General features: G+C 60.5%; 29 protein-coding genes. 22 read left to right on the plus strand and 7 right to left on the minus strand.

Annotated elements, in window-relative coordinates; translation table 11 throughout:
* Positions 1-11: 11 nt before the first annotated feature.
* Entirely contained in the window at positions 12-1,208 is a 1,197-nt protein-coding gene (locus tag WH7805_RS02805) for a hypothetical protein (RefSeq protein WP_006041443.1), read from the plus strand.
* Here WH7805_RS02805 and WH7805_RS02810 read toward each other — a convergent pair.
* The gene (locus WH7805_RS02810) at positions 1,205-1,675 is read right to left on the minus strand and encodes a CBS domain-containing protein (protein ID WP_006041444.1); all 471 of its coding nucleotides are present in this window, start codon (positions 1,673-1,675) and stop codon (positions 1,205-1,207) included. The genes WH7805_RS02805 and WH7805_RS02810 overlap by 4 nt on opposite strands.
* A gap of 31 nt (positions 1,676-1,706) precedes the next feature.
* Here WH7805_RS02810 and pgsA point away from each other — a divergent pair, with 31 nt between their 5' ends.
* Positions 1,707-2,255, plus strand: coding sequence for a CDP-diacylglycerol--glycerol-3-phosphate 3-phosphatidyltransferase (gene pgsA / locus WH7805_RS02815; RefSeq protein ID WP_006041445.1), 549 nt, complete (start codon positions 1,707-1,709; stop codon positions 2,253-2,255).
* On the opposite strand, the gene WH7805_RS02820 is transcribed toward pgsA, so the two are convergent.
* Positions 2,221-3,144: an NAD-dependent epimerase/dehydratase family protein gene (locus WH7805_RS02820; RefSeq protein WP_006041446.1), complete on the minus strand. Its 924-nt coding sequence runs from the start codon at positions 3,142-3,144 to the stop codon at positions 2,221-2,223. The genes pgsA and WH7805_RS02820 overlap by 35 nt on opposite strands.
* Positions 3,145-3,223: 79 nt before the next feature.
* Between WH7805_RS02820 and hisA the strand changes: the two genes are divergently transcribed.
* The 19 genes from hisA to fba all read left to right on the plus strand — a co-directional run bounded on the left by hisA (position 3,224) and on the right by fba (position 19,735).
* The gene (hisA, locus tag WH7805_RS02825; protein WP_006041447.1) at positions 3,224-3,994 is read left to right on the plus strand and encodes a 1-(5-phosphoribosyl)-5-[(5-phosphoribosylamino)methylideneamino]imidazole-4-carboxamide isomerase; all 771 of its coding nucleotides are present in this window, start codon (positions 3,224-3,226) and stop codon (positions 3,992-3,994) included.
* Positions 3,995-4,137: 143 nt separating this feature from the next.
* Positions 4,138-4,515 (plus strand): Fur family transcriptional regulator, encoded by a 378-nt coding sequence (locus tag WH7805_RS02830; RefSeq protein ID WP_232199026.1) that lies wholly within the window; start codon positions 4,138-4,140, stop codon positions 4,513-4,515.
* 45 nt (positions 4,516-4,560) lie between these two features.
* The gene (locus WH7805_RS02835; protein ID WP_006041449.1) at positions 4,561-6,177 is read left to right on the plus strand and encodes a DUF3685 domain-containing protein; all 1,617 of its coding nucleotides are present in this window, start codon (positions 4,561-4,563) and stop codon (positions 6,175-6,177) included.
* A 60-nt stretch (positions 6,178-6,237) separates the two neighbouring features.
* Entirely contained in the window at positions 6,238-6,774 is a 537-nt protein-coding gene (locus WH7805_RS02840) for a thylakoid membrane photosystem I accumulation factor (RefSeq protein WP_006041450.1), read from the plus strand.
* A gap of 61 nt (positions 6,775-6,835) precedes the next feature.
* Entirely contained in the window at positions 6,836-8,002 is a 1,167-nt protein-coding gene (locus WH7805_RS02845) for a hypothetical protein (RefSeq protein WP_006041451.1), read from the plus strand.
* Between the two features lie 51 nt (positions 8,003-8,053).
* Positions 8,054-9,118 (plus strand): hypothetical protein, encoded by a 1,065-nt coding sequence (locus tag WH7805_RS02850; protein WP_006041452.1) that lies wholly within the window; start codon positions 8,054-8,056, stop codon positions 9,116-9,118.
* 23 nt (positions 9,119-9,141) lie between these two features.
* Positions 9,142-9,597: a Holliday junction resolvase RuvX gene (ruvX, locus tag WH7805_RS02855; protein WP_006041453.1), complete on the plus strand. Its 456-nt coding sequence runs from the start codon at positions 9,142-9,144 to the stop codon at positions 9,595-9,597.
* A gap of 20 nt (positions 9,598-9,617) precedes the next feature.
* On the plus strand, positions 9,618-10,160 hold the full coding sequence (locus tag WH7805_RS02860; RefSeq protein ID WP_006041454.1) for a DUF3727 domain-containing protein: 543 nt from the start codon (positions 9,618-9,620) through the stop codon (positions 10,158-10,160).
* Entirely contained in the window at positions 10,160-10,669 is a 510-nt protein-coding gene (locus tag WH7805_RS02865; RefSeq protein ID WP_006041455.1) for a YqeG family HAD IIIA-type phosphatase, read from the plus strand. Before WH7805_RS02860 ends, WH7805_RS02865 begins: the two co-directional genes overlap by 1 nt.
* The gene (gene proB, locus WH7805_RS02870) at positions 10,666-11,781 is read left to right on the plus strand and encodes a glutamate 5-kinase (protein WP_006041456.1); all 1,116 of its coding nucleotides are present in this window, start codon (positions 10,666-10,668) and stop codon (positions 11,779-11,781) included. Before WH7805_RS02865 ends, proB begins: the two co-directional genes overlap by 4 nt.
* A gap of 4 nt (positions 11,782-11,785) precedes the next feature.
* Entirely contained in the window at positions 11,786-12,862 is a 1,077-nt protein-coding gene (gene lpxD, locus WH7805_RS02875) for a UDP-3-O-(3-hydroxymyristoyl)glucosamine N-acyltransferase (protein ID WP_006041457.1), read from the plus strand.
* 29 nt (positions 12,863-12,891) lie between these two features.
* On the plus strand, positions 12,892-13,965 hold the full coding sequence (gene leuB, locus WH7805_RS02880) for a 3-isopropylmalate dehydrogenase (RefSeq protein WP_006041458.1): 1,074 nt from the start codon (positions 12,892-12,894) through the stop codon (positions 13,963-13,965).
* Between the two features lie 75 nt (positions 13,966-14,040).
* On the plus strand, positions 14,041-14,943 hold the full coding sequence (locus WH7805_RS02885) for a phosphoribulokinase (RefSeq protein ID WP_006041459.1): 903 nt from the start codon (positions 14,041-14,043) through the stop codon (positions 14,941-14,943).
* Between the two features lie 91 nt (positions 14,944-15,034).
* Complete coding sequence (locus tag WH7805_RS02890) at positions 15,035-15,325, plus strand: hypothetical protein (RefSeq protein ID WP_198005724.1); 291 nt, start codon at positions 15,035-15,037, stop codon at positions 15,323-15,325.
* Positions 15,325-16,146 (plus strand): A24 family peptidase, encoded by an 822-nt coding sequence (locus WH7805_RS02895; protein ID WP_006041461.1) that lies wholly within the window; start codon positions 15,325-15,327, stop codon positions 16,144-16,146. The genes WH7805_RS02890 and WH7805_RS02895 overlap by 1 nt, the downstream gene beginning before the upstream one ends.
* Before the next feature lie 36 nt (positions 16,147-16,182).
* A complete protein-coding gene (gene accD / locus WH7805_RS02900) occupies positions 16,183-17,061 on the plus strand; it encodes an acetyl-CoA carboxylase, carboxyltransferase subunit beta (protein ID WP_006041462.1) in 879 nt (292 codons plus the stop codon).
* Entirely contained in the window at positions 17,061-17,456 is a 396-nt protein-coding gene (locus WH7805_RS02905) for a hypothetical protein (protein WP_006041463.1), read from the plus strand. Before accD ends, WH7805_RS02905 begins: the two co-directional genes overlap by 1 nt.
* Positions 17,457-17,489: 33 nt before the next feature.
* Positions 17,490-18,575 (plus strand): Gfo/Idh/MocA family protein, encoded by a 1,086-nt coding sequence (locus tag WH7805_RS02910; protein ID WP_006041464.1) that lies wholly within the window; start codon positions 17,490-17,492, stop codon positions 18,573-18,575.
* 86 nt (positions 18,576-18,661) lie between these two features.
* The gene (gene fba / locus WH7805_RS02915; RefSeq protein ID WP_006041465.1) at positions 18,662-19,735 is read left to right on the plus strand and encodes a class II fructose-bisphosphate aldolase; all 1,074 of its coding nucleotides are present in this window, start codon (positions 18,662-18,664) and stop codon (positions 19,733-19,735) included.
* A gap of 56 nt (positions 19,736-19,791) precedes the next feature.
* Here the strand turns inward: fba and WH7805_RS02920 are convergent, their stop codons facing one another.
* The 4 genes from WH7805_RS02920 to purS form a co-directional block, all read right to left on the minus strand.
* The gene (locus tag WH7805_RS02920) at positions 19,792-20,916 is read right to left on the minus strand and encodes a CARDB domain-containing protein (RefSeq protein WP_006041466.1); all 1,125 of its coding nucleotides are present in this window, start codon (positions 20,914-20,916) and stop codon (positions 19,792-19,794) included.
* Between the two features lie 65 nt (positions 20,917-20,981).
* Positions 20,982-21,959, minus strand: coding sequence for an LD-carboxypeptidase (locus tag WH7805_RS02925; RefSeq protein WP_156783590.1), 978 nt, complete (start codon positions 21,957-21,959; stop codon positions 20,982-20,984).
* A 3-nt stretch (positions 21,960-21,962) separates the two neighbouring features.
* Positions 21,963-22,616, minus strand: coding sequence for a phosphoribosylformylglycinamidine synthase subunit PurQ (gene purQ / locus WH7805_RS02930; protein ID WP_006041468.1), 654 nt, complete (start codon positions 22,614-22,616; stop codon positions 21,963-21,965).
* On the minus strand, positions 22,613-22,867 hold the full coding sequence (gene purS, locus WH7805_RS02935) for a phosphoribosylformylglycinamidine synthase subunit PurS (protein WP_038004940.1): 255 nt from the start codon (positions 22,865-22,867) through the stop codon (positions 22,613-22,615). The genes purQ and purS overlap by 4 nt, the downstream gene beginning before the upstream one ends.
* Positions 22,868-22,964: 97 nt before the next feature.
* Here purS and WH7805_RS02940 point away from each other — a divergent pair, with 97 nt between their 5' ends.
* Positions 22,965-23,312, plus strand: coding sequence for a hypothetical protein (locus tag WH7805_RS02940; protein WP_006041470.1), 348 nt, complete (start codon positions 22,965-22,967; stop codon positions 23,310-23,312).
* Positions 23,313-23,314: 2 nt separating this feature from the next.
* Here the strand turns inward: WH7805_RS02940 and WH7805_RS02945 are convergent, their stop codons facing one another.
* On the minus strand, positions 23,315-24,019 hold the full coding sequence (locus WH7805_RS02945) for an SDR family NAD(P)-dependent oxidoreductase (protein WP_006041471.1): 705 nt from the start codon (positions 24,017-24,019) through the stop codon (positions 23,315-23,317).
* Between the last annotated feature and the right edge of the window lie 4 nt (positions 24,020-24,023).

The following is a 24,023-nucleotide window of genomic DNA, read 5'->3' on the forward strand; positions in this document are numbered from 1 at the left end:
CAGACCTTCCCGTGTCTCCCACCTCCGCTCTCCGATCCCTGCTCCGCTGCGGACCCTTGCGGGGTGTGATCGGTGCAGGCCTTGGACTCACGGCTCTGCTGGCTCCTGCCGCTATTGCAGGGTTCTCACCCGAAGAGCTAGCTGCATTTGAAGTCACCGAGATGCGAGCCACGGTGACCACCGCTCTGCCCGAAGAGAAAGTGATCGAGGTGATCGATCCCCACGGTCACAAAGAGATCCTGACGGTGGGCATCGATCTCACTCCCCTTGGCCTGAAAGCGGGGGACGAAGTCAACCTCTCCATTCTCGACGGCCTGGTGGTGGAACTGGAACCAAGTTCCAGCAGTGATTTGAGCTTCAATCGCGAAGACATCATCCTGCCCATGGACATGGGCAGGCTCAAGAAGGGCATGCGCGTGGCTCTGGCATCTGGAACCGGCCGTGTGATCCGCATCGATGCCAAGGACAACTCCATCGATCTGCTGGGTCCTCTGGGCGGAATCAACAACCTCGATGTGGTCCCCACACCCGGGGTGAACCCTTTTGACCGCCTCAAGGTCGGAGACACCGTTGACTTCCGGCTGATCCAGCCACTTGCGATCGATGTGCGCAAGCTCCCTGCATCAGAAGCGGCAATGCAGAGCTACAGGTTCAACGGACAGGCGCCGATGGTCAGCACCGTGATCGATGACGGCGCGGCCCTCAAGAGCGAACTGCTTGAAGCCTTCGAACTGGCTCAGCTGCAGGCCACGATTCAAAGAATCATTCCCGGTCAGAAAGTGATCGAGGTGAAAGGTGCCCAAGGCCACACCAGCCTGCTGACCAGTGCAATCGATCCCACCGCAGCGGGCCTCAAATCTGGAGATCAGGTGTCCATCGAGCTTCTCCAGGGCCTGGTGGTGGATCTCAGGCCCTCGAACCAGACCAAACTCAGCTTCCAGCGGGAAGATCGCCGACTCGGCAACGCCTTCGGTCCACTCCCGTCGGGAACGCGGGTCGCCATGGCGACCGGAACCGCCGAAGTCGTCCGGCTATCACGCACAGATCACAAAGTGACCCTGCGCGGTCCCCTCGGAAAGATTCACAAATTGGACATTCGTCCTGAACTCGAAGATGAAGTGTTCGCAGATCTCAAGGTGGGCGACATGGTGGACTTCCGGCTGATCAAGCCGATTGCCATCCGCATCCAGCCCCTCGCCCAGCGCTAGGGCTGGGCGGATGCCAGGGCTCTCACCACATCACCGCGGGTGAGCATGCCAACAGGCCGGCGCTCTTCATCCACCACGATCAATCGCTGCGTTCCTTTCTCGTGGAGCATGGAGGCAGCCTTTGGCAAAGGCAGGGACTGCGCACAGCAGTGGCTGTCACGACTCATGAGATCGGCCACGGTGTTGCCCAGCACCTGGTGAACCTGCTTATCCCAGTTGAGGGGATTGCGTAAATAAATCACACTGTCGAGAAGCATCACATAAGGCCCAGCATCCACCCCGCTTTCGCGCACCATCAGGTTCTGTTCGGTGAGTTCACCCACAAGAGTGCCGTCATCACCGACCACAGGCACACCACTGATGTGGTGGTCACTCAACAGGGTCACGGCATCCTTCAAGGGCGTGGCAGGAGTGACTGTCAGCACCGGAGCGGACATCACCTCCCCGACCGTCTGCTGGAGCACCATGGAACCCGATCAACTGAACGCATTCTGAGCCTTGGTCTCTCCCTGGCGATCCTGGGCGGATCGACTCACCCTGTTCCGTGCTGTTCTGGGCGCCCCCGTGCTGCTGGCTCTTGCCGCCGAGCAGCTCTCAACGGCTTGGGTCCTACTGCTCCTGGGTGCCCTCAGTGACTGGGCTGATGGCTGGATGGCCCGCAAGGCCGATGGCGGCAGCAGCTGGGGGGCCAGACTCGATCCCCTGGCGGACAAGCTTCTGATCAGCGCTCCATTGATCTGGCTCGCCAGCGAACAGGTCCTCCCCCTCTGGTCGGTCTGGCTTCTGTTGGCAAGGGAACTGTTGATTTCGGGCTGGCGATCAGCAAGCCAGAGCGGAGCTCCGGCCTCCTGGCTCGGCAAAACAAAAACCACCCTGCAGTTCCTAAGCCTGTTTTTGCTGATCTGGCCTCCGAGCTGGGGGGCCGGTCCAGTCGTCCTGGGATTGCGTCAGCTGGGCTGGAGCCTCTATTGGCCAGCCCTGGGGCTGGCTCTCTGGTCTGGGCTGGCCTACATCACGCCGCCGAAAGCAGGGCATCGTCACCACTGAAATCAGGATTGGGCGTGGGGTTCAGCTGGTAATCCCGCTGAAAACTGTCAGCCATTGAGGTGGCAGCATCAAACCGGGGCATCCAGGCCAGTTCGCGCTCCGCCCTGGAGACATCGGTCAGAAAGTGACTGAGCCGCAAGGGGAACGCTTTGCGGGCTTTCGGATCCAGACCACTGGGGTCGAATGAACGCAGATCAAGATCAGCGCACTCGCGCCCACAGGCCTCGGCGGCGGAAGCAATCAGACCTCGGAAAGTGATTCCGCGATGGGACGAGCAGTTGTAAATGCGGTTGCAGGCGGCATCCACTTCAAGGCTGCGGGCCATGGCCTCAGCAAGATCCTCCACATGGCCAACCTGGGTGATCGTGGTTCCATCACCCGGAAGTGGGATCGGGCGCCCATGCACGATGCGGTCGAAGAACCAGCGCTCCACCGGGTTGTAATTGCCGGGGCCGACGATATAGGTAGGCCGGAAACTCGTGAAGGGAATCCCCTCACGCATCAGCCAGGCTTCGGTTTCAGCCTTGCCGGCATGGCGACTCTGCGGGTCCAGCGGACTCTGCTCATCAAGAGGCCAGCTTTCACTGCCGGCGTAAACCCCAGCAGAGCTCACGTAAAGAAAACGGTGGGAGGGAGCTCCAGTCCGTTCAATCACCTTTTGGCTGTCAGCAAGAGTCCGTCCAGAGCTGTCGATCACCACCTCGAAGCGGCGGCCACGGAGCTGCTCCAGGGCGGTGTCGTCCTGGCGATCACCGACGCAGGACTCAACACCGTCGGGCAGGGGCTGCCGACCACGAGTGAACAGGGTGAGCTGATGACCCTGCTGCAGAAGGCGGCTCACGAGAGGTTTCCCAACAAAGCGGGTCCCACCCATCAACAGGATTTGCACAGTCAGTCCAGCGGATCGGCAGCCATTGAAGCGCGCTCAACCCAGCCATGCAGGATGGGGGTTGTTCCCTGACCCGGCCATGCAGATCATTCCCGCCATCGATCTGCTGGGGGGCAGCTGCGTTCGTCTGCACCAAGGTGATTACGACAAGGTCACTCGCTTCAGTGATGACCCCGTGGCCCAGGCCATGCGCTGGCAGGAACAGGGCGCCGAGCGGCTGCATCTGGTGGATCTCGATGGCGCCCGCAGTGGGGAACCTGCCAACGACAGCGCTATCCGTGCGATCACGTCAGCACTCACGATCCCCGTTCAACTCGGTGGAGGTGTGAGAACTGCGGAGCGGGCGGAGACTCTGCTCACCTGTGGTCTCGACAGGGTGATCCTGGGAACCGTGGCCCTGGAGCAGCCCCAGCTGGTAATGGATCTGGCCGAGCGCCATCCCGGGCGGGTCGTGGTGGGCATCGACGCCCGCCACGGGAAGGTAGCCACCAAGGGATGGCTCGAGGACAGCAACACAGAAGCCACCGCGCTGGCCGGCCGCTTCAGCGCCTCCGCCATCGCAGCGATCATCAGTACTGACATCAGCACCGATGGCACCTTGGAGGGACCGAACCTGCAGGCCCTTCGAGAGATGGCTGAAGCCAGTTCCGTTCCTGTGATCGCCTCCGGTGGTGTGGGATGCATGGCCGATCTTCTGGCCTTGCTGACGTTGGAACCGCTCGGGGTCGAAGCCGTCATTGTTGGTCGTGCGCTCTACGACGGACGGATTGATCTAGGCGAAGCGTTAAGAGCACTGGCGAATGGCCGGCTTCAAGATCCCCCATCGGACCTGCTTCAGGATTTCGCCTGAGCCATGCACCCTCCCGGGGAGGGTTTTAAAGTGAAGTCATTCCGACTACCGCTGTGGAGTCTCCGCTCGTGTCACCCCTCACTCAGGATGGAGGCAGACACAGGAGCCTTCAGCAAGCGTTCGAGCAGTGCCGAACACTCGGCATGCGCTTGAGCCGACAACGCAGGATGGTGCTGGATCTGCTCTGGAGCGAGGGAACCCATCTCAGTGCGAGGGACATTTTCGAAAAACTGAATCAGAGGGGCCGGAGCATTGGCCATACCTCGGTTTATCAGAATCTCGAAGCCCTGCAGAGCGCTGGAGTTATCGAGTGTCTCGATCGTGCCAGTGGTCGTCTCTATGGGTACCGCAATGACCCCCATAGCCACATCACTTGCCTGGAAAGCGGCGCGATAGAAGATCTTGACGTTGAACTTCCCCCGGCCTTACTTCAGGAAATTGAACAGCGCACCGGCTACAGGATCGAGTCCTACACGCTTCAGCTCAGTGGCCGTCGTGCAGAAACCACTGGAGGATCCTGAACAGGACCGTTACCTTGACGCCTGTAGGCATCAGAGCTGAGCACCGTGAACGTTCAGGCCAGGGAGATTCTCCTTTTCGCTCCCGACCTACTCGGTGAAAGCCTCGTAGCTGAACTCTCCACCGCTGAGCATCCCCTCAGCATTCGGCGCAGCAGTGATGCATTGGAGGGTCACCCCGACCTGGTGATCTGGTCGCTCCCCGGCCGCAGCCAGCCACTCCTTCTCGATCGTGAGATTCTCCAGCTCCAGCAACGCTGGACTCCGGCTCCGATCCTGCTTCTTCTTCCCTCGGATTTCAGCCGTGATCCAAGGGAGCTTTTGGCTTTGAACTGTGAGGGGATTCTTCAGGATCCCGATCTTGAGGGTCTGCGTTCCGCCATCCATCGCCTGTTGCAGGGGGGCCGGGTGCTCAACATCGAATCCCGCGCATCGGCTGCTGAGCATCCAGGCCAGCCTGTCGGCGCTGCCAGTTGGCTGCTGCTGAGCGGTCTGCAGCAGATCAGTGCCGATCTGCAGGTCATCGAGGCACTCTTGAATCCTCCACCCGACCAGTCGCTACTGCGCTTGCTGCTGGAAGGACGCCGGCGGGAGCTGTTGAGTGCGCGCAATCTGCTGCTGTGGCTCTGGGGGCCTCTCCAGATGGGTCTTGACGATGCCGTTGCCCTCTCGCAGCCGACGGAAAGCATCAGTCTCAGCCTCAGGGATCGCAACACGGAGGCGGTATGGGAGGCCATCCAGGACCGGCTTCAAACCGCCGTAAGCGGAGGCCTGGGTAATGGCACCGGACAGTTGCTCGCGATCGAGGGATTGCTTCCGGAGCGTCGCCGCGATCTGCTCCTGGCCCTGCTCAAACAACTGCATGCCGTGCTGCTGCGCCTACGGCAGGAAGCCCCCGCAGCTCCATTGAGCCAACAGGACCTGAGAACGCGATGGAATGCCCTGCAGCCGGAGGTCCGCCAACAAGCGCTACGCAGTGTGGCGGGCAGCTACGTGCGCGTGCCTTTCGGCGAATCCATGCAACCGGTTGCAGAGGAGCTACTGAAACGGACCGATCTGTTGCGAGGCGATGAGGAACTTCCCGACCCCATGACCATGCTTGCGGCGTTGGTGCAGGACCAACCCGTTCTTGTGGACGGACAACTGCTTCCCTCCGACGATCCCAGGGCCTTACTCCAGCTCGAGACACTCATCAGCAACTGGCTGGTTCGCACAGCGGAGTTGATCGGAGGCGAGTTGCTAGGCGTCTGCGGCGAGTGGCCTGAACTGCGTCGTTATCTGCTGGATCACGCGCTGATTTCCACCCGTGAACTCGAGCGGCTGCGCAACCAGCTCAACAGTCAGTCCCGTTGGCAGGAATGGATTGAACGTCCGATCCGCCTGTACGAGAGTCGCAGACTGCTGTACAGACTGCACTCAGGCCAGATCGAGCCCCTGTTGCTGACGGAACCGAGGGATGAGGAACTGAAACAGCTGCAGTGGTGGCAACAGCAGGTCGCCCTTCTGGTTGAAGCCCGCGATGCCATCGCTCCCCAAGTGCAGAGTCTGGTGAAGCGATTCGGTGATTTGATGGTGGTGGTTCTCACTCAGGTTGTCGGTCGCGCGATCGGTCTCATCGGCCGGGGCATTGCCCAGGGAATGGGGCGCAGCCTCGGGAGAAGCTGAGCGCAGAGCTGACAGGGTGCAGAGAGAAGGATCAGAATGCGTTGTCTTTTCTGCTGAACCATGGCTGGGTTCCTGTTTCGCTCCCTTTCGATGGTTCTTGCTTTGGTTCTGATGGCACTCCCTGGACAAGCTGCCAGGGAGACCGACAGCTACGACGGAAACATCTTCGCTCTGTACGCAGGCAACGGATCGTTGGTTCCACCCGCCACAACCCTGGCCGAATCGCAGGCCGCAGGCCGCACCAGCGTCTTGGTCTATTACCTCGACGACAGCAGCACCAGCAAGGTGTTTTCCTCATCGGTATCGGAACTGCAGCGCGTCTGGGGCAACAGCGTGGACCTGCTGCCCCTCACCACCGATGCCCTGCAGGATCGCGGTGACCAGGGTCAGAGCGACCCTGCCCATTACTGGAAAGGAGTTGTTCCTCAGGTGGTGGTGCTCGACGGCAATGGTGCAGTGATTCTTGATTCAGAGGGACAGGTGCCTCTCGAAGAGATCAATGCGGCGATCAGTGCTGCGACCGGAATCCCCGCCCCCACAGGCGGAAGTACGAGTCTGAGTTTCAACGAGCTCAACACCGAGGTGATCACCCGCTGAGCCCCCGGCTCGGACGCCTTACGCTGCGCGCCATTGCTTCCGGTCCAGGACCGGCGATTTCATGGATGGTCTCCTGCTGATTCTCTTGCTGCTGGGGCTGGCAATCGCCTGGATCGAAGCACGTCATCGACTCCGACCCGCTTCCCCTCTGGTGCTGCGTCAGAGCGACTGGTCCATCAACCAGAGGGGAGCATCTCTTGTCATGGAGGGGTGGCTGGAGATCAGCAATCCCCACGCGCGCATGGAGGTGATGGTTCCGGAACTTGAGGTCCACCCCACCCTGATCGGCAGCGCCGATCTGCGCGACATCGTGACCTCCACCCGAATCACACCGCAGCACCCAGACGAGGACACACGGGCCGATGGCTATTGGCCCGCATACATCGTGAAGGGTCACAAGAGCACCAAGGTCCACGTGGCAATCACGCTGACTGGTGACACACCTGCACCTGTCGGCGAGAGGGTGGACACGGTCTGGGTGGACGTGAAGTGGGTGAATTACGGACCCTTTGGTCGCTTAAGCCGTCGCCAGGGTGTGGTCGTGCCCCTGCGCCGACCGGCGGTCATGGCAGCCGCTCAGGCTGCATTCCGATCGGGCGAAGGATGCTCGGTGCTGCCGTTGAAGACCCATCTGCTCGGACCTCTCGATGACTCCATCGAGGTGTTGCGTCACTATGCCGGCGAGTTGCTTCAGAAGGGCGACATCCTCACGATCGGGGAGACACCAGTGGCGGTAATCCAGGGGCGTTATGCCCATCCCTCCACGATCAGTCCGGGATGGCTGGCCCGGCTGCTCTGTCGCGTGTTTCACCCCACTAGCAGCCTGGCCACCGCCTGCGGTCTGCAGACCTTGATCGACCAGGTGGGACCCACCCGGGTGTTGCTGGCCTGGCTGGTCGGCTCTCTGCTCAAACCGTTGGGACAGCGTGGCTGGTTCTATCGACTGGCTGGCGAACAGGCCCGCCTGATCGATGACATCACCGGAACGACGCCTCCTTACGACCAAACGATCGTGCTGGGGCCACAGGACCCTGAGCGCCTGTGTGATGAAGCGGCTGCAGCCCTCGGCGTTTCAGTGGCCATCGTTGATGTGAATGACCTCGGACGCGTCAAGGTGCTGGCGTCGAGCCGTGGATGTGACGAGGAACTGCTTCACCGCGCTTTGAAACCGAATCCCGCAGGAAACGCCAACGAGCGCACGCCTCTGGTGTTGGTGCGCCCTGCATGAACACGAAGTGAGAACGGCGGCGATACATTTGGTAGAAGCAGAAGGCCTGCGGTGGGACAGTCAGCGGGATTCCGGCTTCGGATCGAACCACTGAAGGCGAGTCACATCGCCAGGAACCCCCACAATGGAAAGTGCAACGAAGGGCTGCCGGACACCACTCTGCAAACTCTGCTGGTTCAGAACTGGGCCAGCGGATTGGGAGGTCTGATCCGCTCACCGCTGACGACCCGCACCACCCGGGTGCTCTCGCTGCTTGAAACAGCCTCCATCCATCAGGACCGACTGCTGGCGCTTGCCCTGCTTCGGCCTGGAAATCGCCGTTCTACCTGTTGGCATCTGGATCTTCTTCAGTTCCAAAGCCCTGAACGTTTCAGCCGCCCGCAGGCATTGCGACTCCTCATTCAGGAATCCATGAAGGATCCTGTGGCTCAATCGCCCAGCTGGCTGGTGCGGTGTGACCCACTGGATCGCATGACGCTGGATGTCTTGCGGGAGTCAGGTTTTCAGCCACTGCTTCAACGCCGCATCTGGACAGCCCCGCAAAAGCACCGATCGGCTCCGGAGGAACAAACCCTGGGCTTACCTGACGGTGTTCGGTGGAGTCCGATTTCGCGGAGCAATGTGAAGCCATTGTTGTCGCTTGAGCAGAGCAGCATCAGTCCCCAGCACCGCCATATCATTGACAGGCACTGGAGTGACCTGCTGGACCGCCGGCAAGGATCGTTGGTGCTGATGGCGGGAGTTGACAAGGAACCGGTGGCCATCGCCGGGCTCCTCAACCGACCTTGGGGGTTAGACGCGTGCCGTTTCGAATTCGTACGCGGTCCCGCATGGGATGCACGAATCAGCTCGGCTTTCAGTGACATCGTCCTCCGATGGGTGGTACGGGGCCGAACCCCAGAGCTTCTCGTGCATGAAGACGATCACAGGATGCAGAAGCAGCTGGAAAGCCTTGGCTGGACATCTGAGAAATCGGAGCTTCTCTTGGGGCGAAGCCTGTGGAGAAGGGTCAGTCAGAGAGAACCGGGAGGCCTCCGCTCTTTGGAGACCATGCTCGGCCATCTGCAGCCGCAGCATCCGCCGCTGCCTACCCCAACCCTGGCACCGAGGCGTTGAATCCCCGGCCTGTTCCCCGCTCGATGCTCAGTCTCGACGTCGGCCGGCGCCGCATTGGACTCGCCGGTTGCGATGCCCTGGGCCTGACGGTGTCACCCCTTCCGGCTCTGCACCGTGGCTCCCATGCGCAGAATCTCCATCACCTACGAACCCTTTGCCAACACCGGAATGTGAAAGGACTGGTGGTGGGGCTCCCCCTGAATGATCAGGGACAGCCCACAGACCAGGCCCACCACTGCCGACGCTATGGACGAAGGATCGCCCGAGATCTCGGTCTTCCTCTCGCCTTTGTGAATGAACACAGCAGCAGCTGGGCAGCAGCTGAACGCCATGGATTGCAGGGAGATCGCAGCGGTCGGCTCGACAGTGCTGCCGCTGCATTGCTGCTGGAACAGTGGCTAGCGGAGGGCCCGGATGTGAAACCGGTCATAGCAGCGCCCGATGAACGTGGCGGGAATGAGGCTGATGAAGGATCCTGATCACATCCATCCACGACCCCATGAGTTCAAGCGGCCCGTCTTCCAGCGGTGAAGTCCCCACCGTTCTCGTTAAGGACAGCGAGGGACGCGATCTGCTCTGTTTTCTAGAGCAGCTCATCCCACTGGATGGCCAGGACTTTGCCCTGCTCACACCAGTGGACACACCCGTGTGCCTATTCAAGCTCCGCGATGGCGAAGATCCCCAGCTGATCGACAGCATTGCCAGTAGTGAGCCGATCCTCTCGGTTGCTGATGTTGTGCTGCAGGAACACGACCTCACCTTGGTGCGCTCGGCCGTCACCCTCACTGTGAATGGTGAACTCGATGAACCCGATCCAGAGGACAACGAAGACGAAGAAGGAGACGATGATTCCGAAACGTACGAACTCCTGGTGAGTTTCCTCGTTGAGGATCAGGAATACGGGCTCTACATCCCTCTCGATCCATTTTTTGTCGTGGCGCGCATGGACGACGGTTGCGCCGTTCTCGTTGAAGGGGAGGACTTTGACAGGATCCAGCCCAGAATCGAAGCTGAGCTCGACGAGCGTGATCTACCCGAGTGATGCAGCGTCACTGGTTACGGCCCGACTGGGACCCTGGTCTCACGTTGGCTCATCTGCCACTTGAACCCCTGCTGGGCCGAGGAATCAAGGTGCTGCTCCTTGATGTGGATCGCACGCTTCTGCCTGGGAAGGATGTCGTGCTTCCACCGGCGATGCGCCGCTGGCTGGTTGACGCCTCACGACAACTGCATCTGCACTTAGTCAGCAACAACCCCTCAAGACAGCGGATCAAAGCCGTTGCCGATCAAATCGGGGTTGACTTCACTTGCGGTGCGTCCAAACCCCGCAGGAGAGCCATCAGCCGGATCATCGACCAGTTGCCCACACCGCCCACGCAGATCGCCATGGTTGGCGATCGGGTCTTCACCGACGTCCTGGCTGGCAACCGCCTGGGACTGTTCACGGTTCTGGTCAGGCCCCCGAATGCGGAAGGATTCCCCTGTCAGAACGATCGCGTGCAGCGCCTGGAACGCCGCCTGGCACTCCTGCTCGGGAGTCCATGTCGATGAAGCTCAGGGTTGTGAAGGTTGGGACCAGCCTTCTGAGGGAACGACCTGGTGCAACAACAGCTGATGCCATTGCGCTCTTGGCCAGCAGTTTGGCGGACAGCATGCAACACGGTGACAAGGTTGTTCTCGTGACCTCAGGAGCTGTCGGACTGGGGTGTCAACGCCTCGGGATGTCAAATCGGCCGACAAGCGTCAGCGGCCTGCAAGCCGCTGCAGCCATCGGTCAGGGGCATCTGATGAGCCTTTATGAGGAAGCCTTGTCGCACCGATCCATTCCTGTGGCGCAGGTGCTTCTGACGCGCTCGGATCTGGCTGACCGCCGGAGCTACCACAACGCGTCAGCGACCCTGCACCAATTGCTGCAGTGGGGTGTTCTTCCAGTTGTCAATGAAAACGACACGGTGTCGTCTGCCGAATTGCGCTTCGGCGACAACGACACCCTCTCGGCACTGGTGGCATCAGCCGTGGGCGCCGATGAACTGATCCTGCTCACTGACGTGGACCGTCTCTACACCGCTGATCCACGCTCTGACAGGGAAGCAACACCAATCACTGATGTGCATCATCCCTCTGAAATCGCCCAACTGGAAGAGGGCGCCGGTGACGGTGGCCGCTGGGGGACCGGTGGGATGACCACCAAACTGGCAGCCGCACGCATCGCAACAGCCAGCGGCATCACAGTCCATCTGGGAGACGGACGCGACCCCAAAGGACTGCGCCAGATCCTTCAGGGAGGGCGGGGCGGAACGGTCTTCCATCCCCACCCCGAACCCCTGGGCAACCGCAAAAGCTGGCTGGTCCACGCTCTCCAACCCACTGGGAGTCTGTCCATCGACAGCGGTGCCTGCAGGGCCGTGAAGCAACGAGGTGCATCCCTCCTTCTGGTGGGAATCACCGGTATTGAGGGTCAGTTCAGCGCCAATCAGGCCGTGCGCGTGCTGGACCCTGATGGGCTGGAGATTGCCCGCGGCCTGACATCGATTGACAGTGAACAACTCTCGTCAAGCATGAATCAATCATCCAGACCAAGAACCATCGGAGGCTCCCCCGTTGTGATTCACCGCGACGCCATGGTGCTGATCACACCTACGATCCGCCAGCCAGCCTCCTGAACCCATGCGATTCAGTCAATTGATCGCCGTGCTGAAGAACGGTGAAGCAGGCATTCTCTGCACCTCTGAAGGCCGGGATCCGGAGTTGCGCGGTGCCGCCTCACTGGAGCGTGCAGTGGCGGATCAACTCAGTTTTCTCGAGAAAGGAAACGCGCTCGTTGGCAGCCTTGAACGCAGCGATGCTGGCGCGGTTCTGATTCCTGATCAACAGGAGCTCAGAGATCTAGCCGAGCAGCATCAGCTGGCCTGGGCCGTGTGCAGTGATCCCCGGCTGGCTTTTGCCGAAGCCCTCGAACAACTGCACCCCAAGCCATCTCCTCAGGCAGGGATCCACGCCAGTGCCGTCATCGCTGATCGCGTTCAAATTGGAGCCGGTGTCAGCATCGGCCCCCGGGTGTGCATCGGCGATGACACCAGAATCGGCCCACGGACCGTGATTCATCCGGGTGTGGTGATCTACGGGAATGTGGACATCGGTGAGGGCTGCGAGCTGCATGCCAACGCCGTTCTCCATCCCGGCAGCCGGATCGGTGATCGCTGTGTGGTGCATTCCAATGCCGTGGTGGGATCTGAGGGCTTCGGCTTTGTGCCCACCGCCAAGGGATGGCGCAAGATGCCGCAGACCGGTCTTGTGGTGCTCGAGGACGGCGTTGAAGTGGGCTGCGGCAGCACCATCGATCGCCCCTCCGTTGGCGAAACCCGGATCGGCAGCGGCACAAAAATCGACAACCTGGTGCAGATCGGTCACGGTGTGGTGACAGGCCGCGGCTGCGCCCTGGCCTCTCAGGTGGGCATCGCCGGTGGCGCCCAACTGGGCAACGGGGTCATCCTTGCGGGCCAGGTGGGCGTTGCCAACAGAGCCGTGATTGGCGATCGAGCGATCGCAAGCTCCAAGAGCGGAATCCATGGGGAGGTTGCCGCAGGCGAGGTGGTGAGCGGCTACCCAGCCATTCCGAATCGGCTCTGGCTGCGCTGCTCGGCGGCATTGTCCAAACTGCCTGAGATGGCGAAACAGTTGCGAGAACTGAAGAAGCAAATCTCTTCCGAAGAGACCAGGGGATCAAGCGAAGTCAATCAGTAACCTCAGCACCATCGTTGTCGGTCGGCTCAATGACTCACCATCGCGTCGTCCTGCTTCCGGGAGATGGCATCGGCCCTGAAATCACAGCAGTGACGCGCCAGTTGCTCGATGTGGTGTCCGAGCGCCACGGCTTCCAGCTGGACTTTGATGAACAGTTGATCGGAGGGGCTGCGATCGATGCCACCGGAGAGCCTCTCCCCAGTACAACCCTGGAAGCCTGCCGGTCAGCGGATGCGGTGCTGATGGCTGCGATCGGCAGTCCACGGTTTGACAGCCTGCCCCGGGAAAAACGACCTGAAAGCGGCCTTCTGGCGTTGCGGTCGGGACTGAAGCTGTTTGCCAATCTCCGCCCGGTGAAGATCGTGCCGGCACTGATCGAAGCCAGCAGCCTGAAGCCTGACGTGATCGATGGTGTGGATCTGATGGTCGTGCGGGAGCTCACCGGAGGTATTTACTTCGGCCAACCCAAGGGAAGAGTCGAGGCCGATGGTGAAGAACGCGGCTTCAACACCATGACCTATTCGGCGTCAGAGGTGGATCGCATTGCCAAGGTGGCCTTCGAACTCGCCAGGGAGCGAGGGGGGCGGCTCTGCTCTGTGGACAAGGCCAATGTGTTGGATGTGAGCCAGCTGTGGCGCGATCGTGTTGACGCCATGGCCCCCTCCTACGGGGATGTGGAGGTGAGTCATCTCTATGTCGACAACGCAGCCATGCAACTGGTGCGTGCACCTCGGCAGTTTGATGTGTTGCTCACCGGCAACCTGTTTGGCGACATCCTCAGTGATGAGGCCGCCATGCTCACTGGCTCCATCGGCATGCTCCCCTCCGCATCCCTGGGCAGCGATGGCCCAGGACTGTTTGAGCCGGTCCATGGATCCGCTCCGGATATCGCCGGAGAAGACAAGGCCAATCCAATGGCCATGGTGCTGTCTGCGGCGATGATGCTCAGAATTGGCCTCAAGCAGAAAGCCGCCGCTGACGCCCTTGAACAGGCCGTCGACCGCGTCCTTGCCGCTGGTTTCCGCACCGGTGATCTGATGGCCGAAGGATGTACACAGCTGGGATGTGAAGCCATGGGAGAGGAGCTTCGGAAGGTGCTTTAAACAAGTCGTAAGAACGAAAATTCAGATTCGGCCTCGCGACCTGCCAAACTCGTCGGGCCAGATCTGCCTCCGTCGATGTCGAAGCGTCACCCCGTCGTGGCTGTCACGGGTTCCTCCGGTGCAGGAACCAGCACTGTGAAGCGTGCTTTCGAGCACATCTTCGCCCGTGAAAGCATCACTCCGGCAGTCGTTGAGGGTGACAGCTATCACCGCTTCGAGCGGATGGAGATGAAAAAGGCCATGGCCGAGGCCCTCTCCAAAGGGGAGAACTTCTCCCATTTCGGCCCTGAAGCCAACCTTTTCGACAAGCTCGAGGAGCTGTTCAAGGTTTACGGCGAGACCGGCGGTGGACAAAAGCGTTATTACCTTCACAGTGGCGAGGAAGCGGCTGAACACAACGCCCGTCTAGGCGTTGATCTCAACCCAGGACAGTTCACCCCCTGGGAAGACATTCCCGGTGGAACCGACCTTCTTTTCTATGAAGGTCTGCACGGTGGTGTGGTGGGTGACAGCTACGACGTGGCTGCTCAAGCCGATCTGCTTGTGGGCGTGGTGCCCATCACCAACCTGGAGTGGATTCAGAAAATCCACCGAGACAATGCCGAGCGGGGCTATTCCGCCGAAGCCATTGTTGACACCATCCTGCGCAGCATGCCGGATTACATCAACCACATCTGCCCACAGTTCAGCCGCACGGACATCAATTTCCAGCGGGTGCCCACCGTGGATACCTCCAACCCCTTCATCTGCAGAAACATTCCCACTCCGGATGAAAGCTTCGTGATCATTCACTTCCGCAAGGGAGCCAGAGAGAAGTGGGGGATCGACTTCAATTACCTTCTCAGCATGATCCACGATTCATTCATGTCGAGCCCAACGAGCATCGTGGTGAATGGCGGCAAAATGGGTTTTGCGATGGAGCTGATCCTGACGCCGATCATTCACAGAATGATCGAAGAAAAGAAGAAGCTAGGCTGATTTCAGCTCTGTTCCAGTCACGACGAATCGTCCTATCGTGGGTTCATCTGAACGATCAGGTGAACCCATTTCTTCGTATTCACCATCCTTTGTGATTTCAGGTGCTGGTGGTCATGCCGGACTGACACCACGCTGGGATCAAGTGGACAGCAGGCGTTTGATCGCCCTCGCGCGCAGGGTTTATTTCAAGCACCTCACCACCAATGGTTACCACTTGGATCCATTTGGAGTGGTCGTGAATAGTGACAATGATGACGGTCGCGTTGTGTTTGAAACGCCGACCCTGCTGCCCGAAGAGCAGTTCATCAGCGCAGAGCTGATCGGAGTAAGGCTCAAGCGCGCCAAAAGCCCGAGAGAACGGCAGAAAGGAGGCTCGCTTTAGTGACTCTTGTGCTGATCTCCCTGGCCCTCTTCGGTGCCTGCATCGGCAGCTTCACCAACGTCGTGGTGTGGCGACTGCCAAGACAGGAATCTCCGATTTGGCCAGGTAGTCACTGCCCGAGCTGCGGTCATGCCGTGCGATGGCATGACAATGTCCCGGTGCTCGGGTGGTTGCGACTGAGGGGCCGATGTCGCGACTGCTCGGCAGCGATCTCAGCCCGTTACCCAATTGTGGAAACCTTCAGTGGTTGCCTGTGGGTCAGCGCCCTGATAGCGGCCCAACGCAGCAGCGACAACAGCATGGTGCTGATCACGCTGCTAATGGGGCTTGTGCTGGTGAGCCTCCTGCTGCCGCTGGTTCTGATCGATCTCGACCACCTGTGGTTGCCGGAACCGATCTGCCGAGCAGGGGTGATCTGCGGCGTCCTTGCCACAGCCCTTCTGGCCTGGGGAGGAGGCAGTGACAACCCAAAAGCGGTTCTGCTGAACCATCTGATCGCCAGCGCGACCGGACTGCTGGTGATGGAAAGCCTGAGCGCCCTCGCTGAACGAATCCTGGGCCAACCTGCCCTCGGCCTCGGAGACGCCAAACTGGCCGCTGTGGCTGGAGCCTGGCTCGGGCTAGGCGGCCTCGGGATCTCCATGGCTCTTGCGGTGTTCTCCGGTGCTGCAGTTGGAACAGTGGGTCGATGGACCGGCCGCCTTGGGCCCAGGCAACCGTTCCCCTTCGGTCCCTTCATCGCCTTCGGGATCTGGATGACATGGCTGATGGGAGCCTCGTGGTGGTGGCAACGCTGGCTGGCCCTGATGGGGGGGGCCTGAACTCTCGTCTTAAATGGTTCCAGTAGAAGGGATTGCGTGTCGCTGTTCGACTGGTTCGCGGATCGCCGTAAGGAACAGTCCGTCGTGAAAGTTGTTCAAGAGCCCGAAGAAGGCGACGGTCTCTGGAGCAAATGCCCTGAATGCGGCCAGGTGGTGTATCGCAAAGATCTGCTGGCCAATGCCAGCGTCTGCAGCAACTGCGGACATCACCATCGGATCTACAGCGCTGAGCGCATCGCTTTGATTGCCGATGAAGGCAGTTTTGAAGCGATTGACGAAGCGCTGGCCCCAACCGATCCTCTCGTTTTTAAAGACCGTCGTGCCTACGCCGACCGACTGCGTGAGACCCAAGCCGGTACAGGGCTCCGCGATGGGGTGATGACAGGATTGTGCCGGGTGGACGACATCCCCATGGCCCTGGCAGTGATGGATTTCCGCTTCATGGGCGGATCCATGGGATCGGTTGTGGGAGAGAAGTTGACCCGCCTGATCGAAACAGCCACAGACAAGCGGCTGCCGCTGCTGATTGTCTGCGCGTCAGGGGGAGCTCGCATGCAGGAAGGCATGCTCAGCCTGATGCAGATGGCCAAGATCTCAGGCGCCCTGGAACGGCATCGCGAAGCAGGTGTTCTTTACATGCCCCTGCTCACCCACCCAACCACGGGAGGGGTGACCGCCAGCTTCGCCATGCTGGGTGACCTGATTTTGGCAGAACCGAAAGCCCTGATTGGCTTCGCCGGACGCCGAGTGATCGAACAGACCCTGAGGGAAAAGTTGCCCGACAACTTCCAGACGGCGGAATACCTCCAAGACCACGGATTCGTGGACACGATCGTTCCCCGCACCCAGCTGAAATCCACTCTGGCCATGCTGATGAAGCTGCATGGCTGCCTGCAGGGGAGTGCCGCAGTCTGATGAGCGTTGGCCCCCTTTTCAAAACCGCACAGTGGATCGGCATGGTGGTGGTTTCACTCCTGCTTCTCCTGCTTGCGGGTCCCGTCCTGGCAGGTCCTGTTGATTGGCGAGAGGTTCCATCCAGTTCCGAAGGCCAACAGTGGTGGGACGCTGGCAGTGTTCGACGTAGCAAGGACGGCACCGTTTCAGTGCTGAGCCGCTACAGCCTGAGAACGGAGGATGAATCACCGGCCTTAGGAACCTTGGTCGTGATGGACATCGATTGCGACCAACGCCTGTATCGAGACACGCAGAAAAATGGTCTTCCCCGCCTCAGGGCCTCCTGGGAAGCTCCGGCTGACGACGATCTGATCTCCGAAGTGATCGATGCTGTCTGCAGCTCCGGATTGGCCTGATCCCTCTTTGCTCTCTTTCCCCCCTGATGCCCCATGGCTTTGAGCTCCAACCGAGATCCAATTGGTGTCGCCGTTGCCGGTCTTGGTTTCGGGGCATCCGTTCACCTTCCTGCACTGGAAGCGAACCCTGATCTCAAGGCCGTAGCGCTGTGGCACCCACGCAGCGAGCGCCTGGATCAAGTGGGCCGAGACACCAGCTTGAAGGGTTATGAGGCGTTCGACGCCTTGCTCGAGGATCCCAGTGTGGAGGCAGTCATCATCGCCACACCACCGGGACCGCGTTATGACCTCGCTCTACGCGCTCTGGCCGCCGGGAAGCATCTTCTGCTTGAAAAGCCAGTTGCCCTGAATGCTGATCAGGTGGCTGACCTGCAGCGGACAGCCTCGAGCGCAGGTCTCAGCGTGGCTGTGGATTTTGAATATCGGGCAGTGCCGCTCTTTCAGCAGACAGAAAAGCTTCTGAGCAACGGCGCAATCGGCACACCCTGGCTTGCAAGGCTCGACTGGCTGATGAGCAGCCGGGCCAATCCAAAACGCCCTTGGAACTGGTATGCCAAAGCCGACGAAGGCGGCGGTGTGCTGGGTGCCCTCGGCACCCATGCCTTCGACATGCTGGCCTGGCTGATCGGTCCGGTGCAGACCCTGCAATCAATCACGCAAACCGCCATCGCGCACAGGCCGGATGCAAGTGGTGACAGTCAGGCCGTCACAGCGGAGGACATCGCCCTGATCAACACAACGCTCACGACCCATCAGGGAGCACCACTGGCCGCACAGGTGGCTCTGGCATCGGTGGCGCGCAATGGCAGGGGTTGCTGGCTGGAGATCTACGGATCGGAGGGAAGTTTGAAGCTGGGCAGTGAGAACCAAAAGGACTACGTGCACGGGTTCTCTCTCACCCTTCAACGGGACGGCGAACCCCCTCGCAGCATTCAGGCGGATGAGGAGTTCCGCTTTGCGAAAACCTGGAGTGACGGGCGCGTTGCCCCTGTCGCTCGGCTGCAAGGTTGGTGGGCGGAGAGCATGCGCAGCGGCCGGCCGATGGTGCCAGGTCTGTTGGAAGGGCTTGCCAGTCAGAAGGCATGCGACCGCTGCCTTGAGATGGCCTTGGGACAGTGATCGAGGGGAGACAAGAATCCAGGGGTTAGATCCGGTAGATTCGCCCCCATTCGTCTCTAAGACGTTCCACCTCGAGGTTCTTTCCCATGGCGCTCGTTCCGCTTCGGCTTCTGCTCGACCACGCCGCCGAAAACGGCTACGGCATTCCTGCGTTCAACGTGAACAACCTGGAACAGGTGCAGGCGATCATGGAAGCGGCTGATGAGACCGACAGCCCCGTGATCCTGCAGGCCTCCCGCGGCGCCCGCAGCTACGCCGGTGAAATCTTCCTTCGTCACCTGATCCTGGCCGCCACCGAGACCTATCCCCACATCCCCGTGGTGATGCACCAGGACCACGGCAACGCTCCCGATACCTGCTACTCCGCTGCCATCAACGGTTTCACCTCCGTGATGATGGATGGCTCCCTGGAGGCCGACGCCAAGACTCCCGCCAGCTACGACTACAACGTGGCCGTCACCAAGCAAGTGGTGGATTTCGCCCACTCCGTGGGTGTGAGCGTTGAAGGTGAGCTGGGCTGCCTTGGTTCCCTGGAAACCGGCAAGGGTGAGGCTGAGGACGGCCACGGTTTCGAGGGTGAGCTGTCCAAGGACATGCTGCTCACCGATCCTGCTGAAGCAGCTGACTTCGTTGCCAAGACCAAGTGTGACGCCCTGGCCATCGCCATCGGCACCAGCCACGGCGCTTACAAGTTCACCCGCAAACCCACCGGTGAAGTACTGGCCATCAGCCGCATCGCTGAAATCCACAAGGCCATCCCCAACACCCACCTGGTGATGCACGGCTCTTCCTCCGTTCCCCAGGAATGGTTGGAGATGATCAACAAGCACGGTGGTTCCATCCCCGAGACCTACGGCGTTCCCGTCGAAGAGATCCAGGAAGGCATCCGCAACGGTGTGCGCAAGGTGAACATCGACACCGACAACCGCCTCGCCTTCACCGCTGCTGTGCGCGAAGCGGCCATGGCTGATCCCGCCAACTTCGACCCCCGCCACTTCAACAAGCCGGCACGCAAGTACATGAAGCAGGTGTGTCTCGACCGCTATCAGCAGTTCTGGGCCGCCGGCAACGCCAGCAAAATCAAGCAGGCCAGCATCACCCACTACGCCGGCCTTTACGCCAAAGGTGCTCTCGATCCCAAGGCTGCTGTCGCAGCCTGATTGTTGCCATCGAACCCATCAGAAGCGGGGGCCTGCCAAGGCCCCCTTTTTTGTGCTTAGGCAGACACCACATCCAGATCCATCCGATTGTTGGCCCTGCGACCTTCCACTTCGATCACCAGCTGTTCTGGATCGGCGATGACGGAGATTCTGTGGTCGCCCTTTGGCAGAGACAAGGGCATGGTGAAGTCTTCACTTTCACCGGCTTTGAGCCATGGAATGCGTACATAGCGGTGGTTGCTGTAGCGGTCATCGATCACGACAGCGACGCCCACATCACTGACGTCCATGCTGCCGATATTGCTGACACGGAAGTGAAGTGCACCTGCTCGATAGACAAGGCTCTCGATCGCCAGGTCACTGGCCAGTGCCTTGATGCTGCGCAGCGGATAAATCCATAGGCTCTCAAGCCGTGCCAGGCGGGTTGAAGGATGTTCATGGTGGAGATGGCCGCCATAGGCCAGGTCGGTGCTGCAGCCATGCAGATGCAGATGGGCGCCTTCTTGTGGAACGGTCACCCGTCCCAGTTCCGGCTCCGTATCGAAGAACCCACAGCAATCCCATTGCATGGAGCGGCCGAGGTACCGGATCGGATCGTTTGCATCGACCCCAGGTTGCGGTGCGAGCCGGTAGTGCTGAAGCATGTCGTAGAGGCTGAGGCCGGCGACTGTGGTGCCTGCCTCACTGGAAGCAATCCCGAGGTTTCTGCGCTGTTGTCCCATGCAGAGCTTGGAGGCCACGGTGATCACCAGTTCATGCCAGTGCGCGATCAAACGCACGCCGTAGATCGGTGCCGCCTCCAGGGTGCCAAGACGCTGCCCCTGGGCGATGGCGTCCTCCACAAGGCCTTGCAGTGACCGTCCCTCCGGGTCTCCGAGGATCTCGAGATCGACTGGTCGACGCAGAGCCCTGGCATCCCCGGTGAAACACACATAGGGGAAATGACCGCTGCCATCGCCAGGGGTGAGTCTGACGATGCTTCCGTCGTGGGCGACACATCGCCAGATCGCGGACTCCTGGTCGCCATTGCGCAGGAAAGTCAGTTCACCGTTATCGACACTGGTGGTTGTGCCGAGCCCCAAGACATCACCTTCCAAGGGGATCTTCTCAAGCGGAAGATGTTCACGCACATCCCCAAGGATCAGATCACAGACAGTGTTCGCAATGGTGAGGTCGGACATGAAACGGTGCGATCTTGCTCAGCGGTAGCGGACTTCAGCCCAGCCAACCAGCGTCTGTTGTTGATTCATCCAAAAAGATGAAGGGTGCCATTGTTCCCATTCAGCCGTGCCTGCGCTCCCAATGGCAGGGACAGATTGGGCAGACCATGGCCCAGAGGCAGATCCAAAACAAGAGGGACTCCGAGATCCGAGAGCCGTTCCTCGAGAATCTCAGCCATCGAAAAATCACCGGGAAGAATGTCGTCCTCCTTCCAGCTGAAACGACCGCAAGCCACACCCGCCACGTTGTTCAAGAGCCCCGCACTGCGCCACTGCGTCAGCATGCGATCCACGCGGTAAGGAGCCTCACCCACATCTTCAAGCACCAAAACAGATCCCTGAAGGGACGGAAACCACGGGGTGCCGATCAGATGAGTAGCCACCGTGAGATTGGTCACCACCAGGGAGCCCTGGGCTGAACCGGCACGCAGCGGGCGACCCTGCAACGGTGCTGTCGGCTCACCTTTTAGAAGCGAGACTGTGCGTTGCCATTGGTCCTCCGGTCCACCGGTGGAGCCATGAATGGCGCCAAGAAGTCCGGCTTTCCACTGCGCTAAAAGCAGGGCGCTGCTGTCTGAAAAACCAAGCGACCAGAAGGACCGTTTCGGAAACCGAACGCCCGCTTCAAGGATCCGGGCAGCACCCCAGCCCCCACCCACATACATCACCCCATCCAACGTGGGATCGTTCCAGGCGTCCTCCAAGACCTGGCGTCGCTGAGCGTCGGTTCCCGAAAACCACTGCCACTGCCCACGCACTTGGGCTGGGACCTCCAGGACCCACCCCTGGGCCTCACAGCGTTGCACCAGAGGATTGAAATCCGTGTCTGGATCAATCCAGGTCCCAGGGTTGAGAGCGCGCAGCCGCGAGCCTCTCACCAGCGGTCGTAGAGGTGGAAGCGCTCGGGGCGTTTGGCGTGCCCTCACGCCACCAGGCCAGAGTGAAGCCATCGCCCCAGAACCGACCGCTAACGACGCCAGCTTCAGCAGCGATCGACGGCGCATGATTCAGGAGAGCAGAGCCTCCAGGATCGCGCGACCGGCTGTACTTCCGGTCACCGGATCGCAGGCGCGCTCCGGGTGCGGCATCAGACCCAGCACATTGCCCTGCACATTGGTGATACCGGCAATGTCGGCGACAGAACCATTGGGATTACGGCAATAACGCAGAGCGATGGCGTCGTCGTCCTGCAGCTTCTTCAGCGTGTCGTCACTGCACTGAAAGCGGCCCTCCCCGTGGGCGATCGGCAAGGAGAACTGGTCATCGCGTGCGCAGGTCGCCAGCCAGGGAGTGCGATCACTCACCACCGCAAGGGGAGTGGACTCACAGATGAAGTGGAGATGACGATTCCTAGTCAGGGCACCAGGCAGCAGACCGAGTTCCGTCAGCACTTGAAATCCGTTGCAGATTCCGAGAACACGCCCTCCCTGAGAGGCAAAATCTCGAAGGGATTCGAGCACAGGCGCGAAACGGGCAATGGCGCCACAGCGCAAATAGTCGCCGTAACTAAATCCACCCGGCAGCACGACGGCCTCTAAACCACTGAGATCGCGATCCTCGTGCCAGAGGTACCGGGTCGGGTGACCGAGACACCCTTCTGTGGCCCAGCGGACATCGCGGTCACAATTTGATCCTGGGAAAACGACAACCCCAATGGTCATGACTGCGAGAGCTCCAGAGTCCAGTTCTCGATCACAGGATTGGCCAGAAGGCGATCACTGAGCAGTTCAACCCTGCGCCGCGCCTCTGCCTCATCAGGCGCATCCAATTCCAATTCCACTGCTTTGCCGATGCGGAGATGGGTAATCCCATCCACTCCAAGTCGCTGGGCAGCGGCACGGGTGGCTTCTCCCGCGGGATCGAGGACCGATGGGCGCAGTTGCACCAGAACGCGGGCTTGAAAACGCGGCACGAGCTCTGAACGGGGATTGTTAAATCTTGACAGGCCAGGGACCCGCAAAGACTCTGCCGATTGCACGTTGAAGACAGTTGAGTCAACCCGCTGACGCGTGACTGCCTCCAGCAACGCTGTTCGTCAATCCGCCGCTCTGCTGATGGTCGCAGTGTCTGTCTTCTCGACTCCGGCCAAGACTGAATCCGCTTCAGCCGACGCAATGGAGTGTCGCAATGCGAATCAGGCCTGGTCTCCCTGCCGCTACGTGAGCGAACAACCGGGAGCTCGCTGGGAGCTGGCGTTCAGCAACCAAGTGGTGCGTTTTCAGCACGATGGCAGCGGCACGATGCAGATGCAGATCGGAGACCAGACCCCCTGGGCCGAGGTGCAGACGCGCTGGAGTGCGGATGGAACGCTCTGCTGGAACACGGTCTGCGCCCGCGGCGACATTCCGCTGGACTGAGGTCAGCTTTCAAACGTGGCATTCACCGACAGCTCAAAGGGCACGGCAGATGTCGGCAGATTGAGCAGGTTGGCGCAGAGAGTCGCGAGGTCGCCCGGCTGCGTCATCAATTCGGGTGCCAGAGGACTCGTTGCGCGTGCCATATCGGTGTTCACCCAGCCTGGACAGATGGCGGTCACGCGGATTCCCTGATCCCAGCCTTCGTTGCGCATCGCCTGGCAGAGGCCCATCAAGGCGAACTTGCTGGCCGAATAACCCGCCAGCTTGCCCTTGCAGCGTTTTCCGCTCATGGAGACCAATACCTGAATCCGACCCTTTTGTGAGGCCACCAGCGCCGGCCAGGCTGCACGCGTCAGCCACCAGGGGCCCTTCACATTCACACTCCAGAGCTCGTCGGGCTCATCGGACTGCGCATCACTGAACAGCAACGGTGTGTTCCTGAGGATTCCTGCGCAGTGGATCAGGGTGTCGAGTGCTCCGAACGCCTGCTGCACCGCCTGCACAGCCCGCTCCGCATCCTCTGGATCCCTGGCGTCGTAGCGACAGAGCGAGAGGGCATCGCCATGGAGATGCGGATCAAGCCCTGTGTTGCGGAGGCGTTCAGGATCGCGAACAGCCAGACAAAGGCGATGTCCCTGAGACAGCAGCAAGGTGGCAATCGACCGGCCGATACCCCGGCTCGCACCTGTGATCAGAACCGTTCGCATAGTG

This window comes from Synechococcus sp. WH 7805 (assembly GCF_000153285.1).
Classification (GTDB): Bacteria; Cyanobacteriota; Cyanobacteriia; order PCC-6307; family Cyanobiaceae; genus Synechococcus_C.